This window comes from Spirosoma koreense (assembly GCF_054777875.1).
In genome coordinates this window covers 666,871-684,570 of record NZ_BAAHAC010000002.1, presented here as the reverse complement: position 1 = coordinate 684,570, position 17,700 = coordinate 666,871, and the positions used below count along the sequence as shown (strand labels likewise).

Genomic DNA, 17,700 nt, shown 5'->3' with positions numbered 1-17,700 from the left:
TTATTTAACGAACAATTGGTATGTTTCGATTTATCAAAATGCTACTGGTTGATTTTATTGAGCTACTATTCCCGTCTTTATGCCTGGGATGTAATCAAATACTGAGTGCTAATGAAAAAATTCTTTGCGTTCATTGCCGGGTCAATCTACCTGAGACAGGACAACATCTTGAAGCAAATGATCGGCTTGTACTTAATAAGTTTGCCGGACGGCTATCTATCCGATTCTTAGTGTCTTACGCTTACTTTACCAAAGGCGGAATTGTTCAAAAACTAATTCATGCAATCAAGTACAAAAATCAGAAAGAAGCTGCAAAAGAGATTGCTAGCTGGTACGGCTCTCAGTTGAAAACGGAGAGCTGCCTAAGCAAAGAAATAGACGTGATTATCGGTGTTCCGTTGCACGAAAGCCGCTTGTTGCAGCGGGGCTATAACCAGGCGGACTGGATTGCTGAAGGGCTATCCGAAGTGCTCGATGTGCAGTGTCGAAAGGACGTGCTGATACGAACTCAATTCAAATCGTCTCAAACGCGCAAAAGTCGTTTGGAACGCTGGGAAAATGTAAAAACGGTATTCGCTGTGTCGAGCCCCGACATTATAAAAGACAAAAATGTTATGCTTGTCGATGACGTATTGACTACTGGAGCAACATTGGAAGCTTGTGCGCTGGAATTATTCAACTCAGGTTGCAAATCCGTAAGCATTGTTACATTGGCCGTTACGAAATAGGTACACCAGTTATTAAACGTGTTTCGAGCAAAATAAAAACGATCACCCATTGCTGAGTGATCGTTTTTATTTTGCTCAATTTCTATTTATTACGACCGACACCAATCATTGCGCAACGGAAGCCAATCATGGCAGTGGCTGAGTCCTGATCCAGGAACCGGCGTGTGCCAGGCGAAAGCCAGTAAGCTACGTCATTCCAGGAACCTCCTTTATAAACCCGCAGCTTGTCATCAATCAAAGACTGCTTGTTCTTGGTGTCATAGTTCTTCGATTCATCCAGATAGCCGTTCCGACGAATTGGGTTTAAGTCGTTCACGTCCTGATAAGATAACGGACGATACACGTCATAAACCCATTCGTTGACGTTTCCAGCCATGTTATACAGACCGAAGTCATTTGCCGGATAAGCGTATATCTCAGCCGTAATAATAGCCCCGTCATTCGACCGGCCAGCAATACCTGCATAGTCACCACGACCGCGTTTGAAGTTGGCCAGCATTTGACCTTGCTTACGTCCTTTTTTCGGATTACGAACCGACGAACCATCCCACGGATATATCCGCTGGTTGATTTGGTTTTCGTCCATGTACTGAGTACCTATCAATGCTTTGGCCGCATATTCCCATTCTGCTTCCGTTGGAAGCCGATAGTCAGGTAAAATCATACCACTCTCAAGACTTGGCTTGGCTGGAGCAGCTGATGCTTCAGCAAGTGCAGGTTCTTCGGCCGCTTTTGATTTTCGCTTCAACGAGAAACCTCCTCCTTTCTTCTTAGGGGCTCCTCCTTTTGCCAGTTCATTATTTACCGCATTGGATCGCCAAACCGCGTAGTCGCTTGCCTGAACCCAGGATACACCCACAACAGGATAGTAGCGGAAAGCAGGATAACGGAGATACTGGGTTACGTAAGAGTCATTAAATGAAAGTGGATTCGCCCAAACAGTCGTATCCGGTAGGGCAGCTTTAACCACTTCTTCCGACGAATCACGAGAAATAGCATTCAAGTATTCGAGGTAATGGACGTTGGCCATTTCGGTTTCGTCCATATAAAATGACTGAATTGAAACGGTCCGCTCACGGTTGTCGCGGCTATTCATGACATCTTCTTCGAGGGCACCCATCGTGAAACGACCGCCTTCAATGAAAACGAGGTTTGGGCCTGCTTTCTGCCCAGCAAATTTTTTAACCTGGAAACCGTCTTTCTGGTTGTAAGCAATCCCCGTCGCCGTACTCTTCTTGCCAGGCTGCACACTGGTCGGGTGCTTGGACTTACAGGATGCCAGGGCCGCCGTTGCCAGCAGCACATAAGCCGCTCGTTGCAGGTGATACTTTTGAATCATTGCTCTATTTTGTGTAAAACGTAGGTGCAAAAATCGTTATTAAATTGTCATCGCTCCCAATATTTCATCCAATTGTTCAACAGAATATACATCGGTATGAGTAAAAATGGGGCGTCCCTTGGACTCTTTCAGCGAACATTTGGTTGGGTTACGTTTGATGTAGTCGATTACCTTACCAAATTGGTCGGACTTGAAGAAGTCGTCGTTCCCGTTAGAAACGAAGTATCCTTTTAGGATATTATTCTTAAGCGTCAGTTTTTCAAGATATAAACGTTCTGCTTTCCAGCGGACATTGACCATTTTAATCAAATTCCCAACCTCTTCGGGCATAGGTCCGAACCGGTCCAGAATCTCCTGCCGAAAGGACTGTAATTCCTCATTGTTTTGCAGGCTGTCCAGGCGTGTATATAACGCTAGTCTTTCCGATATATTGGCAACATAACGCTCCGGTATTACAACCTGTAGATCGGTCTCGATAACCGTATCGGGAAGGGCCAGTTTTAGTTCGCCCGGTTTTGTTTCGAACAAATCTTTGAACTCATTTTCACGCAATTCCTGCACTGCTTCGTCCAGCACTTTATGGTACATTTCGAAGCCGAGGTCATTTATGAAACCGCTCTGTTCGGCACCCAGCAGATTACCCGCTCCCCGAATATCCAAATCTCGCATGGCAATTTTAAACCCTTCGCCCAAGTCAGAGAAATCTTCGAGCGTTTGCAGCCGCTTACGGGCATCGGCGGTCAGTACTGAGGGCGGGGGCGTCAACAAGTAGCAGAATGCTTTCCGGTTAGATCGCCCTACCCTTCCACGCATCTGGTGGAGATCGGACAGCCCGAAGTAATGAGCGTTGTTTATGATAATCGTATTGGCATTCGGTATATCCAGCCCCGATTCGATAATGTTTGTTGAGATCAACACATCGTACTCACCTTCGATAAATCGGGTCATCATCCGCTCTAAACGGTCGCCTTCCATCTGTCCATGAGCAACACCCACCCGAGCCTCCGGTACCAGACGCATGATCAGATTCCCGATCGACTCAATATCATTGATACGGTTGTGCACAAAGAATACCTGTCCGCCCCGTCGGACTTCATTACTGATGGCATCTCGAATTGTCGCTTCGTTGTAGGCATGGACTTCGGTTGTAACAGGCTGTCGATTTGGCGGAGGGGTAGCAATTACCGATAAGTCTCGGGCTCCCATAAGCGAGAAATGCAGGGTGCGCGGAATAGGCGTAGCCGTCAGTGTCAGCACGTCTACTTCGACCCGCATTTCTTTTAATCGGTCTTTAGTTTTCACACCGAACTTCTGCTCTTCATCAATAACCAGCAGACCTAAATCCTTAAACTTGATGTCTTTATTGACAATCCGATGGGTCCCGATCAGAATGCCAATTTCGCCCGAGGCCACTCCTTTCAGAATTTCTTTGATCTGAGCCGCCGTACGAAATCGATTGATGTATTCGATCTTTACCGGAAAGTCGGCCATGCGGTCACTGAAAGTTTTGAAATGCTGCATAGCCAGAATAGTCGTAGGGACAAGCACGGCTACCTGCTTGTTATCTGCTACGGCCTTGAAAGCCGCCCGAATGGCAACTTCGGTTTTTCCAAAGCCTACGTCGCCACAGACCAGCCGATCCATCGGGTGTGGGCGCTCCATATCGTCTTTTACGTCGTTGGTCGCTTTAGCCTGATCCGGGGTGTCTTCGTAGATAAAAGATGATTCTAATTCAGCCTGCAGAAAACTGTCGCGGCTGTATGCATAACCAGGCGCCGTTCTACGTTTGGCGTAAAGCGCGATCAATTCGCGGGCAATTTCTTTGACCTGTTTTCGAATTCGCGATTTCTTCTGCTCCCATTCCTGCGTGCCCAGTTTACTCATCACCGGTGGACCGCCCTCACGGCCGCTGTATTTGGCGATCTTATGTAAACTATGGATACTGACAAGCAGAATGTCGTTATCGCGGTAGATAAGCCGGATGGCTTCCTGGAGGTTGCCAGCGTGGTCTACCTTCTCAAGGCCCGCAAATCGCCCAATACCGTAATCAACATGCGTAACGTAATCGCCCGGCTGAAGCGTTTTTAGCTCACGAAGCGTTAGTGCTTTCGACTTTGAGAATTTGTCCTGAACACGATATTTATAATAGCGATCAAAAATTTGGTGGTCAGTAAAGCAGGCGATCTTCAAAGCTTCATCAACGAACCCTTCTCGCAACCCGATATTCATCGGCTGAAACTTTATAAATGGATCCAGCTCTTCGAAAATTGTTCGTAAACGGTCCAGTTGTTTGAACGATTCGGCCGCGATGATATTCGTGTACCCTTTAGCCTGGTTGTCGCCAAGCGTTTCTACGAGTCGCTTAAAATCTTTGTTGAAAGAAGGCTGAGGTTTGGCATTATATTGTTGCCGAGCGTCAGTCTTGAAGTAGAATTTGCGGCCAAACTCAACGGTTCGAAATGGCTTCAGTTCGTTGAGGAACGTACGGCGCGTCTCGAATAGTAACCCCGGGTCTGAAACAACCTGAATACCCCCGCTATTGGCGACAACAGTACTAAAACTTTGCTCGGCCTTTTCATAGCATTTCTCGATGATCTCCAGCGAGAACTCGATGTCTTTGGCCCATATCGTCGTTGCTCCAGGCAGAAAGTTGAAAAACGGTTCGCGGGTTTCCTCGACAAGTTTTGTCTGGATGTTCGGAATAATATTTATAAACTCAACTGGATCAGTCGAAAGTTGCGATTCTGGATTGAATTTTCGGATACTCTCGACTTCATCATCGAACAAATCGATCCGGAACGGGTATTCGCTGGCGAACGAAAAGACGTCGATAATTCCCCCACGTACGGAAAACTGACCTGCCTCGTAGACAAAATCCGTCTTCTCAAATTCGTAAGTCTGTAATAACTCCGAAACGAAATGCGTATCTAGTTTTTCGCCCACGCGAATGGTCAATGTATTGGCCTGCAGCGATCGCTTATTGATTACTTTTTCCGACAGTGCTTCTGGGTACGTCACCATCAATAAGCCGTCTTTAGGAGCGGGGTTCAGTTTGTTGAGCACTTCGGCCCGCATTAGTACATTGGCGTTTTCTACCTCTTCGTACTGATACGGTTTTTTATACGACATGGGAAACAGAAGCACTTCCCGACCCAGTAGGTTTTGTAGATCATTGAAGAAGTAAGCCGCTTCGTCACGGTCGGTTAGAATATATAGATGGTTACCCCCGACTGATTTAAAAATCGTAGCGGCTAACACTGCATCCAGACTGCCCGCCAATCCCTTCACCTGTAACCGCTGCGGTTCCGTAGCTTGCTTTCGGTTGAAGGGTTCAGCAAGCAATTTTATAAAACTATCGTCGGCATAAAGGCCAAGCAATTCTTCCGGTTTCAAATGAAGTTCAGGTTGTTTGTCAAACACGAAAAGCCGCTAGAAGTCATCCTCCAACGGCACGTATGGGTAACAGCAGGCTTTTGAAATTTGTTGCGTTGGAAACTTATTTCAAGGCTGATATTGACCCATAGTCGATGGCCTCTGTGTCGAGTAATTTACGAATGCGGGGGCTGTCTTCAAAAACTAAGATCAGTTCTTTTTTGTCGATGTTTTCTTCCTCTTCTACCCACTTCCAGTCCTCTGCCGCTGCTTCTAAAATACTTAGCACATTTCCCACTTTAGCCGGATCACGCTCCCTGGAAATCAGCTCACCGGAGTTCGTAAAGTAAAAGATTATCCGTTCGTCTTCTAGCCATTGCAGATCGTTCAGACAGTCGTTCAAGTCCTCTAACGTGAACCCGAAGGTGGCTGGAAATTCAAGCAGCTCCGCCATTTCCTCGTAAAATATTCGAAGCGTTGTTGCTCTTTTTCCATCGATATGAACAATGAAATCGTTCGCAAAATGGACTTCTAACTCGCTTTCCGATTGGCATATCAGCACGTTTGGTGTCATGTATTAATTATAAATTAAATGATATTTGACTAAGTTGAGATGTTTCACGTGAAAATTGAGAATCAACAAGTTACGATCTTATGTAACCAGTTTACTCCTGGTGACATATGGATACACAAATAGGTGGTTCGTGCAAAAATACAATTTACACCAATAAAAAAGCCCTCAATAATGAGGGCTTTTTCTACTAATTTAATTAAGTGAAAAGAGAGGTATTCGAGCCGCGATCATGTTATGAAACATTAACTCGGTAATCATTGGAGTCATGTATTTTATGAGCGGAAATTCTGAAATCGACTCCATCACTTCAAGTTCCGAATCGGCTTTAAAAATGCACCAAAGCTTTTGTCGATCTACAGAAAGCGAGTAGGATAACAGAAAACCTTTCTCCATCAATTCTTCTACTTTGAGCCGCTGAGCGGGAATTCGATTTTCGAACCCTTCATCCATCACGGCCGGCAGGTCAAACTCAACCATATACTGGCTCATAGGCATTGCTGTTAAATATCCAGGTAAGAGCTAATTAGGCTCCGGCTATCAGCAAATTAACAATGTTTAGTTCATCTTCGTTAATCGTGTGCGGAAAATTTGGATATAACTTTGCAGTGACCTTAGCGCCCATCGCCTGAAACACCGACTCTGATTCCAATACCCGCTCTTTCGGTACGTGCGGATCACGATCGCTACAGCCTAAAAAAACAGGCGTGTTGAGCAAGGAGCCTTCGTAAAGCCGAGGTGTAGATGGCGGTCCGATCAGTCCACCACTCAGCCCAAAAACACCGCCATATTCGGCCGCATGTTGAGCGATAAATTCAAGCATTAGACAGGCACCCTGCGAAAAACCTAACCAGTAAATCTGCGGTAATTTGAAATTGAAATCAGCCTGCAGACGACCCCGCAGACTTGCGAGTACACCCAATGCCGAGGATAGATAAGGCTCATTTTCTTCGGTGGGTCGTAAAAAGGAATGAGGATACCAGGTGTTGCCGTGAGCCTCGGGTGCAACAAAGGCAAATTCTTTGTCCTGGATGTACTCGGAAATCGACAGTATATCTCGCGCCGAACCACCCCGACCGTGAACCATCACCATCACTTTGGTCGCTTCTTCCAGCGGCTTTCCAGCCGTACGTATATTGTTAGGATTGTGTATCATGCCTGAGCATGGATGAAAACCCATCTATCAGTCGATAAAAGGGTTTCACCCACATTATTTATTTAAGGATGATAGCAGGAAGTTCTGCTTCGATTTTAGCCCGACGAGGTTCATACTGCGGGGGCAATTTCAGCGCGGTTCCTAATTCAGCAACAGGTTCGTCGACAGCAAACCCCGGAGGATTTGTCGCTACTTCGAACAGAATTCCACCCGGTTCGCGGAAGTAGATACTGTTAAAATAATTACGGTCCTGCACCGGCGTCACGTGATAACCCGATTCCGCTAACTGATGTTGAAGAACTAACTGAGTTTCGTCCGAATCCGTCGAGAAAGCTACGTGGTGGACCGATCCGGCACCCTGCAGGGCATGTACATCTTTCGGCGAGTGCAACACATCGACGTAGTTCCCAGAACCGCCTTTACCAGCTTTAAACCGGAAACGACCTTCCTCCTCCCCTACCAGCGTATGCTGAAGGATCTCGGTCAGTAACTTGATCGTCTTATCAGGGTTTGATTCGTTCAATGTAACTGTGTGAAAACCCCGTACAGCAAACTCTGCCGGAATCCGGCCGTTATCCCAACCTAGTCGTTGATCCTCATCGGTAAAGACAAGTTCGATACCCATCCCATCGAAATCTTCGAAGCGTAGAAAGGTTTCCGAGAACCGTTTGTAGGGACCCGCATAGGGAATGTTGCGTTCATGAAGCCGATCCATCCAGAAGCTGAGCGACGCAGTAGGTGCAGAAAAAGCCGTGTAAGTCAACTGTCCCACTCCTTTCCGACCGCGGGGTAAATTGCCGTATGGAAAAAAGGTCAGGATCGTACCGGGTGAACCTGTCTCATTCCCATAATAAAGATGGTAAACATCGGGGGCATCAAAATTGACTGTTTTCTTAACGAGCCGTAAACCAAGAATGTCAGTATAATAATCGACATTTCGTTGGGTATCACTGGCAATCGTTGTCACGTGGTGAAGACCATTTACGAGCGTTTCCATAGCTTTGAAAAGACTTAAAGGGTGAAAATGTTTTACTGTTAAATTTAAATGTAGATACATTTGATGTATATACATTTAAATTTATAAAATCGTTCACACAAAAAAAAGTCCGAATCTTCAGATTCGGACTTTTTACTGATACATATAATCGATTACTCCATTAGGAAAGGGTAATCCTGTTGCATATAAACGTCTTTAAACGCTTCATCGGCCGAAGGATAAGGCGACTCTTCGGCAAACTTGACGGCCTCATCGACGATACCCTTTATTTTCTGGTCGATAGCTGAAAGCTCTTCTTCCGTAGCAATTCCCTGTTTCAGAATATGGTCTTTAACCTGCTCGACTGGGTCACGCTGTTTATATTGTTCTACTTCGTCTTTAGAACGATACTTTTGCGGATCCGACATAGAATGGCCCCGGTACCGATACGTACGGAATTCAAGGAACGTCGGGCCTTCGCCGGCGCGTGCACGTTCGGCAGCCCGGCTAACGGCTTCGTGAACCGCTTCGACGCTCATGGCATCGACGGGTTCGGAAGGCATATCATAAGCTTCAGCCAGGGTATATAGATCCGTGACGTTAGATGTACGAGCTACGGAAGTACCCATTGCATACCCATTGTTTTCTACGACGAAAATAACGGGTAGTTTCCAGAGCATGGCCATGTTGAAAGCCTCGTGTAAAGCACCTTGCCGAACAGCCCCATCGCCCATAAACGTGATGCAGAGGTTTTGGGTCTTATTGTATTTTTCCGCGAAAGCAATGCCAGCTCCCATCGGAATCTGAGCCCCCACGATGCCATGACCACCCATAAAATTGACCGACTTATCGAAGATGTGCATAGACCCTCCTTTACCCTTCGATGAGCCCGTTTGCTTCGCAAACAACTCGGCCATCACGGCCTTCGGATCGGAACCCAGCGCGAGCGGAATGCCGTGATCACGGTAAGCAGTTATCCATTTGTCGTCTTTTGTCAGGGCTGTAAACGAACCCGAAGAACAGGCTTCCTGACCAATATAAAGGTGGCAAAATCCCCGGATTTTCTGCTGCCCATAGAGTTGCCCGGCTTTTTCTTCGAATTTCCGCTGCAATTGCATGGATTCGTACCAGTACATATACCGCTCTTTGGAGTGCTGCGTTTTTGCTGCTGCCGGAGCCTTACCATTCTGTTTGGAATTCTCTTTGACGCTTGCCATGAGGAATGAATTTCGATAAAATCAGCAATCGTTGTGCCAATCAGTTACGAGGCCTGTATACCTAACAAACCGGCCATATCTTTGTTGCCAATATCAATTGCTGGTCGACCAGCAAACGATTGACAGCCGCGAAATTACGCAATATCGCGTTACACGCTATACCTATGCACCTCGAAAAACTTAGCCTGACAAATTTTAAGAATTACGAAGACGGCCGGTATGCATTTGGGCAGCAGATAAATGTAATTGTGGGGCCAAACGGGAGCGGAAAAACGAATCTGCTCGATGCCGTTTATTTTCTGGCGCTCAGCAAAAGTGCCTTTCAAAGTCAAGATGCACTGAGTATTCTGCACGATGCCGATTACTTTATCATCGACGGTATTTTTGAGGAGAATGAGCGTACGGTACAGATTACCATTAGCCTGCAGCGCGGACAACGTAAGGTGTTGATGGCCGATAAAAAACCGTATGAACGAATTAGCGAACACATAGGCCGGTTTCCGGTGGTTCTGATTGCTCCGAATGATACCGATCTGGTTCGCGAACACAGTGAAGATCGTCGCCATTTTTTCGACGGAGTGCTTTCCCAACTTGATGCCGATTACCTACGCAATTACCTGATGTATCAGCAGGTCTTGAAACAGCGAAACAGCCTGCTCAAGCTGTTTGCTGAACGGAACCAGGTCGACAACGATATGCTGGACACCTACGACCAGCCGCTGCTCGAACTGGGTCAGAAAATACACGACCGCCGGAAACAATTTGTCGAAGAGTTTTTGCCGGGCTTTCGTACGCACTACGCTTACCTGAGCGACGAGCGCGAAGAAGTGAATATTGTCTATGAGTCGGAAGTAAGCGCTCCTGACTTCGCCGAAGAGTTTAGGCACTTTCGTCGGCGCGACACAGTACTGCAGCGTACAACTATGGGTATCCATAAAGACGATTACTCATTTCTGATTGGCAGCGGCAGCGATCAATCCGTACCACTGAAAAAATTCGGCTCGCAGGGACAGCAAAAAACGTTTGTCATTGCACTGAAACTCGCACAGTTCGACTCGTTACAAACCGAAAAAGGCGTAAAACCTATTTTACTGCTAGACGATATCTTCGACAAGCTGGACGACCAGCGCATTGGCAAGCTAATTCAGCGTATGGACGAAGGCGCTTTTGGTCAACTCTTCATAACGGACGCCCGACCCGAACGCACGCGGGAGCTACTTAACTCGGTCAAAGCCGACGTTCGCTTCTTCGATATTGGCCATAGTTAGCCTGCATGATGAGGTAAGTCAGATCGTATTTATACTCCCCTGTGCCCAAAAGCCCGACAGACCTCCAGGTTCGTCGGGCTTTTGGGTTGTTTCGCACCAGTTTTTAGGCCGTTCATCATTAAAATGAAATTAAGCTGGAAACTGCGAACTATATTTGAGTTTCCGAAGTTCACCCAGCAAAAGTTCTATTTTTTGATGAAGGAAAGAATCTTGTCGGAGGCTGAACGACTGTTTTGGAAATACGGAGTCCGATCCGTAACGATGGAAGATATTGCTAAACAACTTGGTATTTCTAAGAAAACGATTTATCAACATTTTATTGATAAAGAACAAATCTTATCCCAGGTTATTCAGGGTAAAATCACTAAGGATCAGACCGAAATGACCTGTATGGCGGTCGAAGCTGATAATCCGGTGGAAGAAATTATGCACGTACTATCTCTGATTCAGAAGCATGCCGACCAGGTTAGCCCAAATCTGCTGATGGACGTAAAGCGGCATTATCCACAGGCTTTTGCCCTTTTCAAGCAATATAAAGAAGATGAAATTTTGAAATCTATTCTTGAAAATATACAAAAAGGTGTTGAGCAGGGTCTGTACAGATCCGACATGAATCCGGCTATTTTAGCCCGGCTCTGGGTTGAACAGATCGAGCTCACCTTCAACAACGATATTTTTCCGAGCGAGCAGTATTCCATGCGCGAAGTTCAGACTGAACTGATCAATCATTACGTGCGGGGTATGCTGACGGAGAAAGGCTTCACCATTTACAATCAGTATGTTAATCAGTACAACCATGAAGTTTGATCTACTAAAAAGGTCAGTAATCATCTGGCTGCTCACCCTCGTGGGAAGCACCAGTACGCTGCTGGCTCAGAACCGACAGGAGTTCTCGCTAAACGAAGCGATCAAGTTTGCCGTCGAAAACAACATTAACGTCAAGAACACAGCACTGGATGCCTTGAGCGCCGAATCCCGGATTCAGGAAGTAAGAGGAACGGCTTTGCCACAGGTAACGGTAGCGGGCCAGGTAACAGACAACCTAATTATCCAGCGGGTTTTTCTGCCAGCTGTATTTTTCGATCCGAAAGCCTCGGAAAGCGATCCGCCCCGCCCGGTTCAATTTGGCGTAAATTATGCGGGTAGCCTGGCCGGAAACTTAAGTCAACTCCTGTTCGATGCTTCGTATCGGTTAGGGTTGAAGGCGGCTGAAACGTACCGTCAACTGGCTCAGAAGAATATAACAGCGTCGAAAATTACGGTGGCGGAGCAGGTTGCCAAAGCCTATTACGGCGTATTGGTCAATGAGCAACAGATTAAACTACTCGACCTGAATATTGCCCGGGTCGATACGCTGTTCCGCAATACGCAGGAATTGAACCGGCAGGGATTTGCCGAAAAAATCGATGTGAGTCGGCTGGAAGTACAGGTAAACAATTTGAAAGCGGAGCGTCAGAACGTCAAAAATCTGGTAGATCTAAGTTATTACCTGCTCAAATTTCAGATGGGCCTGGGTATCAACGACAACATTACGCTGACAGAGCAGATTCAGGATATCGACCTCGACTCTGTTGAGCGGGCCAATGCGCAGGCAGTTGCTGAATTTGATTATACCCAGCGTATTGAATTCTCGACGTTGCAGTCGCAGATTCAACTGGCCGATCTGGACGTTCAGAGTATCGCCAAGCAGTATTATCCCCGGCTGTCGGCTATCGGTAACTACGGTTATAACACGGGTAGGAATAAGTTTAGTGATTTATTTGCTTCACCCTGGTTTAACTCAGCCATCATTGGCATTAACCTGTCGGTCCCGGTTTTCGATGGATTCCAGAAGAAATACCAGTCACAGCAGAAGCGATTTGCATTGCAGAAAGCCCAGAATAGCAGCCTGTTACTGAAAAACACCATCGATCTACAGATTCGTCAGGCAACGATTACTATTGGTAATAGCCTGCAAACGCTTCGGACCCAGAAACGCAACGTCGAACTGGCGCAGGAAGTAGCAAGGGTGACGAAAATTAAGTATCAGGAAGGTGTTGGCTCGAATATCGAAGTGCTGGATGCTGAGAACTCTTATCGGCAGGCCCAGAATAATTACTTCGTTTCACTCTATAACTTCCTGCAAACGAAGGTCGATGCCGACAAAGCCAATGGAAAACTTTACACAGGCCAGTAATTTTTAATGAATAGTGGACAATGTAAAACGAACAATTATCACAACTGAGCCCAGGCTCAATCATTTTCTGTGCTTTTACATTGTTCAGCACTCCAAGCATATGAAACCATACTACATCATTGCCCTCGCGAGCTTGCTAGCTGCCTGCTCGCAGGAGAAAAAGTCAGACCTGCAAAGTAAACGCGATGAACTCGCCGAGTTAAAATCGCAGCAGACCGAACTGACCACAAAGATTAAAGCGCTGGAAGCGGATGTCGCAAAACTCGATCCGAAAAAGACGGACGAAACGCGCGTAAAAGAAGTGACTGTAGCCCCACTGGCGGCTTCTACCTTCAAGCATTTCGTAGAATTGCAAGGTACCATCGACGCAAAAAACAACGTACAGGTATCGCCCAAATCGGGTGGTGTGGTTACGGCTGTATACGTGAAAGAGGGTGATCAGGTGCGGGCGGGACAGCCCATTGCGAAGGTCGATGACCAGTTATTGCGCGAATCGATAGCCGAAGTGAAAACCCAGCTTTCCCTGGCCAACACGGTATATGAAAAGCAGGCCAATCTCTGGAAGCAACAGATCGGTACCGAAATTCAGTATCTACAGGCGAAAAACAACAAGGAATCGCTGGAGCGCCGACTGTCGACGCTGGACGCACAACTGAGCCAGTCGACGGTAACCTCCCCTATTTCGGGGGTTGTCGATCAGGTCAATGTCAAGATCGGTCAGTCGGCCATGCCGGGTGCCGGTCTGGTTCGGGTCGTGAACCTGTCGCAACTGAAAGCGGTCGCAAAAGTATCGGATACGTACTCGGGTAGCGTTCGGAAAGGTGATGCCATCACGGTTGAGTTTCCGGATATTAACAAGAAGCTCAACTCCCGGATCTCGTTTGTTGCAACGATGGTCGATCCGCTAAGCCGGACCTTCACGATCGAAGCGCCACTGCCGTCTGACAATGCCTTGAAACCGAACATGCTGGCTCGTATCCGAATAAACGACCAGACCCAGGCAAACGCCATCGTGATCAACCAGAATCTGATTCAGGATACTGAAAATGGCAAACTCGTTTATGTGGCCGTTAACGAAGGCGGTAAGAAAATAGCGAAAGCAAAAACGGTGAAGACGGGTCAGGCCTACGGTGGTCAGATCGAGGTGACGCAGGGGTTACAGTCTGGCGACCAGATTGTAACGGCTGGTTATCAGGATCTGGTTGATGGACAGCCGATAAACTTTTAATGTGTAGCGACGCCAGGGATGGCGTCTAACGACCGAATGGCTCAACAGCTTGACGGTTTTAGCCGACGCATAGGAGACGCCATACCTGGCGTCTCTACAAAACGAAAACCTATTTCATTATGAAATTTGAACAGTATAAAACCCTCGGATTTACCAACTGGTGCGTTGAAAACCGGACGGCGATTTACATTTTCACCTTCCTGATAACACTGGGCGGGCTGTTCGTGTATAATAATCTGCCGAAGGAGCAGTTTCCCGATATTAAAATTCCACAGGTATACATCAATACCGTATATGTGGGTACGGCTCCGGCTGATATCGAGAACACGATCAATAAGCAGATCGAGAAGCAGCTGAAATCTGTTTCGGGCGTCAAGCGCATCAAATCGAATGCGTTGCAGGACGTATCGGTTATTCTGGTCGAGTTTAATCCGGATGTGCAGTCGGCAGAAGCTCTGCAGCGCGTTCGGGATGCTATCGACAAAGCCAAACCCGACCTGCCTCAGAAACTGGATTCAGGACCGACCGCCCAGGATGTCGACATTTCGGAGGTGCCGATCATGAACATCAACATGGCCGGGAATTTCTCGCTCAAGCAATTGAAAGAGTACGCGGAAGATTTACAGGATGTCATAGAAGGAATGCCTGAAATCCGGCGTGTAGACATCATTGGTGCGCTGGTTCGTGAAATTCAGATCAACGTCGATTTGCCGCGTATGCAGTCGGCCGGGCTGGCTTTCAGCGATATTCAGCAGTCCATTCAGGGGGAAAACATCAACGTATCGGGTGGTGAACTGAGCCTCGATGGTGTTCGTCGGACGGTACGGGTAAAAGGTGAATTCACCGAAGTTTCCCAAATCCAGAATATGCAGATCCGTACCGCAACGGGTGCCACCGTTCGGCTGGGCGATATTGCTGAGGTACGCGATAATTTTGAAGAACAGCAGGATTTTGCCCGGCTGAACAACAAGTCGGTTGTTACGCTGAACGTAATCAAACGCGCGGGCGCCAACCTGATCTCTGCGGCCGACCGGATCGAGAAAACCATCGATGAGTATAAGGAGTCGCGTTTTCCGGAAGGTCTGGAGGTGAAAATCACCGCCGATCAGTCGGAGCGGACCCGCGAAAACGTCAATGACCTCATCAATACGGTTGTCCTGGGCTTCATCTTCGTGGTACTAGTGCTGATGTTCTTCATGGGCGTTCGCGATGCCATTTTCGTCGGCTTATCCGTACCACTGTCGGCACTGGTCGCGTTTGTGATGATGCCGGTACTGGGACCCGTCGTCGGTACGTCGTTTACGCTGAATATCATGGTATTGTTTGCATTCCTGCTGGGCCTGGGTCTGGTGGTAGACGATGCCATTGTGGTTATCGAAAACTCGCACCGCCTGTTCAACGAGAATAAAAACTGGAATATCAGACAGGCCGTAAAAGCAGCTGCCGGTGAGGTATTCGTACCGGTACTATCGGGAACGCTTACGACCATCGCGCCGTTCTTCCCGCTCCTGTTCTGGCCCGGTATCGTAGGTGAGTTCATGAAGTTTCTGCCCCTTACGCTCATCCTGACGCTGTTTGCCTCGCTGTTTGTTGCCTACATCATCAACCCCGTCTTTGCGGTCACCTTCATGAAACGCCACGAAGACGATAATCATGCCGACCGTCAGACATTCGCTGAGATTAGACGTCCGCTGATGATCATGACGGTGCTGGCCGGTATCGGTTACGTCATCGACCGGGGTATCGGCAACCTGTTTGTGCTGTTCATCATTCTGTATGTGTTCAACCACTACGTACTGACGCCGAAGCTGATCGTACCGTTCCAGGAGCGGCTGTTGCCCGGTCTGAAGAATGGCTATCGGCGGTTAATTTCGTGGGTATTGACGGGCTGGCGTCCAGTGATTTCTATTGTGGCCGCTTTCGGTCTGCTTATTCTGACGTTCTTTATCGTTGGTATTGCCAAGCCCAAAGTAGTGTTCTTCCCGAGTGGTGAGCCAGATTACGTATATATCTATAATGTCATGCCGGTCGGCACCGATGCACGAGTGACGGATTCGGTTACCCGGGTAATCGAGAAACGGGTTTTCAAAGTTCTTGAGGACAACAAGGCTACAAATATCGTCAACTCGGTCATTTCGAACGTCGGTAAAAACGCGGGTGATCCACAAAATCCGGATCGGTCGGCAACACCGCAAAAATCCAAAGTGACGGTAGCTTTCAAAGGCAATGAAGAGCGCGAGGGTATATCGACGGATTCTTTGCTAGCGAAGGTTCGGGTAGCGATGCGTGGTCTAGCCGGCAGCGAGATTTCGGTTGAGCGCGAATCCAACGGCCCGCCGACGGGTAAGCCGATTGCCATTGAAATTGCGGGTGAAGAGTTTAACGAGCTGAAAAAGCTGGAAAAACAGGTCATGCAGAAAGTAAACCAGGCCGGTATTCAGGGCATCGACCAGTTGAAATCTGACTTGATCACCAACAAACCCGAAATTGTGGTCGATATCGACCGGGATAAAGCTGAACGGGAAGGCATTTCATCTGGGCAGGTTGCCATGGCGATCCGGACCGCTTTGTTTGGGCTGGAAGTGTCGAAATTCCGGGATGCCAAAGATGAATATCCGATTATGGTTCGTTTGAAACAGGATGACCGGAGCCAGATCGACCGACTACTGAGTCTGAATGTTGTTTACCGCGACATGGTCATGGGCGGTCAACTGCGGCAGGTGCCCATTACGTCGGTGGCGAACATCAGTTATTCGACCACGTTCAGCCAGATCAACCGCAAAAATCAGGAGCGGCTCGTTACGATCAGTTCCGACGTAATACCAGGTTACAACGCCAATGAGATTGTAGCGCAGATCCAAGAACTGATTAAGGATATCGAGGTTCCGAACGGATACACGGTCAAAATGGGTGGTGAGCAGGAAGATCAGAAGGAGTCGATGGACTTCCTGGTATCGGCGTTTGGGATCGCCATGCTGCTGATTTACCTGATTATGGCGACGCAGTTCAACTCGGTTGTGAAACCGATGATTATCTTCGTTACCATCCTGTTCTCCCTGATTGGAGTACTGCTGGGCTTTGTCATTGCCGGAAAAACCTTCTCGATCATTATGTCGGGTATCGGTATCATCGCTCTAGCCGGTATTGTGGTGAAGAACGGGATTCTGCTGATCGAATTCATTGAGGAGCTGCGTGGTCGGGGTGTACCGCTGCGCGAAGCCATTATCGAAGCGGGTGGTATTCGTCTGACGCCGGTATTGCTGACGGCTTCAGCCGCTGTACTGGGTCTGATTCCGCTGGCATTCGGGATTACCGTCGACTTCGTAGGCCTTTTCCGCGACTTCGATCCGCACATAGTCATCGGGGGTGACAGTTCGGTATTCTGGAACATCCTGGCCTGGACGATCATCTTCGGGCTTACCTTCTCGACCGTACTGACACTCGTTGTCGTGCCTTGTATGTACTGGGTGAACGAGCGGATTCGGATGAAGTGGTTCGGCAAGAAAGACCCGGCACTCGAACCCAAGGAAGAACTTGAAGAAGAGCTGGTCTAGTTATAAATCCGGTAATTGATACAAATGGGTAATTAAGTTGATCGTCAGACAGCCTAATTACCCATTTTGCTTCCTAACTTTTTCTACAATTCCGCTGTTATCCAGTTTCTTTGGT

The 17,700-nt window shown here is 47.7% G+C and carries 13 protein-coding genes; 6 read left to right on the top strand and 7 right to left on the bottom strand.

Annotation, left to right across the window (positions count from 1 at the left end; translation table 11 throughout):
* The first annotated feature begins 20 nt into the window (after positions 1–20).
* A complete protein-coding gene (locus ACYVC2_RS03415; protein ID WP_461100874.1) occupies positions 21–728 on the top strand; it encodes a ComF family protein in 708 nt (235 codons plus the stop codon).
* Positions 729–810: 82 nt separating this feature from the next.
* Here ACYVC2_RS03415 and gldJ read toward each other — a convergent pair whose 3' ends face one another.
* The 7 genes from gldJ to pdhA all read right to left on the bottom strand — a co-directional run bounded on the left by gldJ (position 811) and on the right by pdhA (position 9,359).
* Positions 811–2,067 (bottom strand): gliding motility lipoprotein GldJ, encoded by a 1,257-nt coding sequence (gene gldJ, locus ACYVC2_RS03410; protein ID WP_461100873.1) that lies wholly within the window; start codon positions 2,065–2,067, stop codon positions 811–813.
* Positions 2,068–2,106: 39 nt separating this feature from the next.
* Positions 2,107–5,460, bottom strand: coding sequence for a transcription-repair coupling factor (mfd, locus tag ACYVC2_RS03405; protein ID WP_461100872.1), 3,354 nt, complete (start codon positions 5,458–5,460; stop codon positions 2,107–2,109).
* Between the two features lie 103 nt (positions 5,461–5,563).
* Positions 5,564–6,013: a barstar family protein gene (locus tag ACYVC2_RS03400; RefSeq protein WP_461100871.1), complete on the bottom strand. Its 450-nt coding sequence runs from the start codon at positions 6,011–6,013 to the stop codon at positions 5,564–5,566.
* 192 nt (positions 6,014–6,205) lie between these two features.
* Positions 6,206–6,502: a muconolactone Delta-isomerase family protein gene (locus ACYVC2_RS03395; RefSeq protein ID WP_405516358.1), complete on the bottom strand. Its 297-nt coding sequence runs from the start codon at positions 6,500–6,502 to the stop codon at positions 6,206–6,208.
* 34 nt (positions 6,503–6,536) lie between these two features.
* A complete protein-coding gene (locus ACYVC2_RS03390) occupies positions 6,537–7,166 on the bottom strand; it encodes an alpha/beta hydrolase (RefSeq protein WP_461100870.1) in 630 nt (209 codons plus the stop codon).
* A 58-nt stretch (positions 7,167–7,224) separates the two neighbouring features.
* Entirely contained in the window at positions 7,225–8,163 is a 939-nt protein-coding gene (locus ACYVC2_RS03385; RefSeq protein ID WP_461100869.1) for a ring-cleaving dioxygenase, read from the bottom strand.
* A gap of 152 nt (positions 8,164–8,315) precedes the next feature.
* Positions 8,316–9,359, bottom strand: a complete 1,044-nt coding sequence (gene pdhA, locus ACYVC2_RS03380; protein WP_461100868.1) for a pyruvate dehydrogenase (acetyl-transferring) E1 component subunit alpha — start codon at positions 9,357–9,359, stop codon at positions 8,316–8,318.
* A 164-nt stretch (positions 9,360–9,523) separates the two neighbouring features.
* On the opposite strand from pdhA, the gene recF reads away from it, so the two are divergent.
* The 5 genes from recF to ACYVC2_RS03355 all read left to right on the top strand — a co-directional run bounded on the left by recF (position 9,524) and on the right by ACYVC2_RS03355 (position 17,585).
* Positions 9,524–10,627, top strand: coding sequence for a DNA replication/repair protein RecF (gene recF, locus ACYVC2_RS03375; RefSeq protein WP_461100867.1), 1,104 nt, complete (start codon positions 9,524–9,526; stop codon positions 10,625–10,627).
* Positions 10,628–10,822: 195 nt separating this feature from the next.
* Entirely contained in the window at positions 10,823–11,434 is a 612-nt protein-coding gene (locus ACYVC2_RS03370) for a TetR/AcrR family transcriptional regulator (protein WP_461100866.1), read from the top strand.
* Positions 11,424–12,803 (top strand): TolC family protein, encoded by a 1,380-nt coding sequence (locus ACYVC2_RS03365; protein WP_461100865.1) that lies wholly within the window; start codon positions 11,424–11,426, stop codon positions 12,801–12,803. Before ACYVC2_RS03370 ends, ACYVC2_RS03365 begins: the two co-directional genes overlap by 11 nt.
* 100 nt (positions 12,804–12,903) lie before the next feature.
* Positions 12,904–14,031 carry an efflux RND transporter periplasmic adaptor subunit gene (locus ACYVC2_RS03360; protein ID WP_461100864.1) on the top strand — a complete coding sequence of 376 codons (1,128 nt, stop codon included), beginning with the start codon at positions 12,904–12,906 and terminating at the stop codon, positions 14,029–14,031.
* A gap of 119 nt (positions 14,032–14,150) precedes the next feature.
* Positions 14,151–17,585 (top strand): efflux RND transporter permease subunit, encoded by a 3,435-nt coding sequence (locus tag ACYVC2_RS03355; protein ID WP_461100863.1) that lies wholly within the window; start codon positions 14,151–14,153, stop codon positions 17,583–17,585.
* Positions 17,586–17,700: the final 115 nt, after the last annotated feature.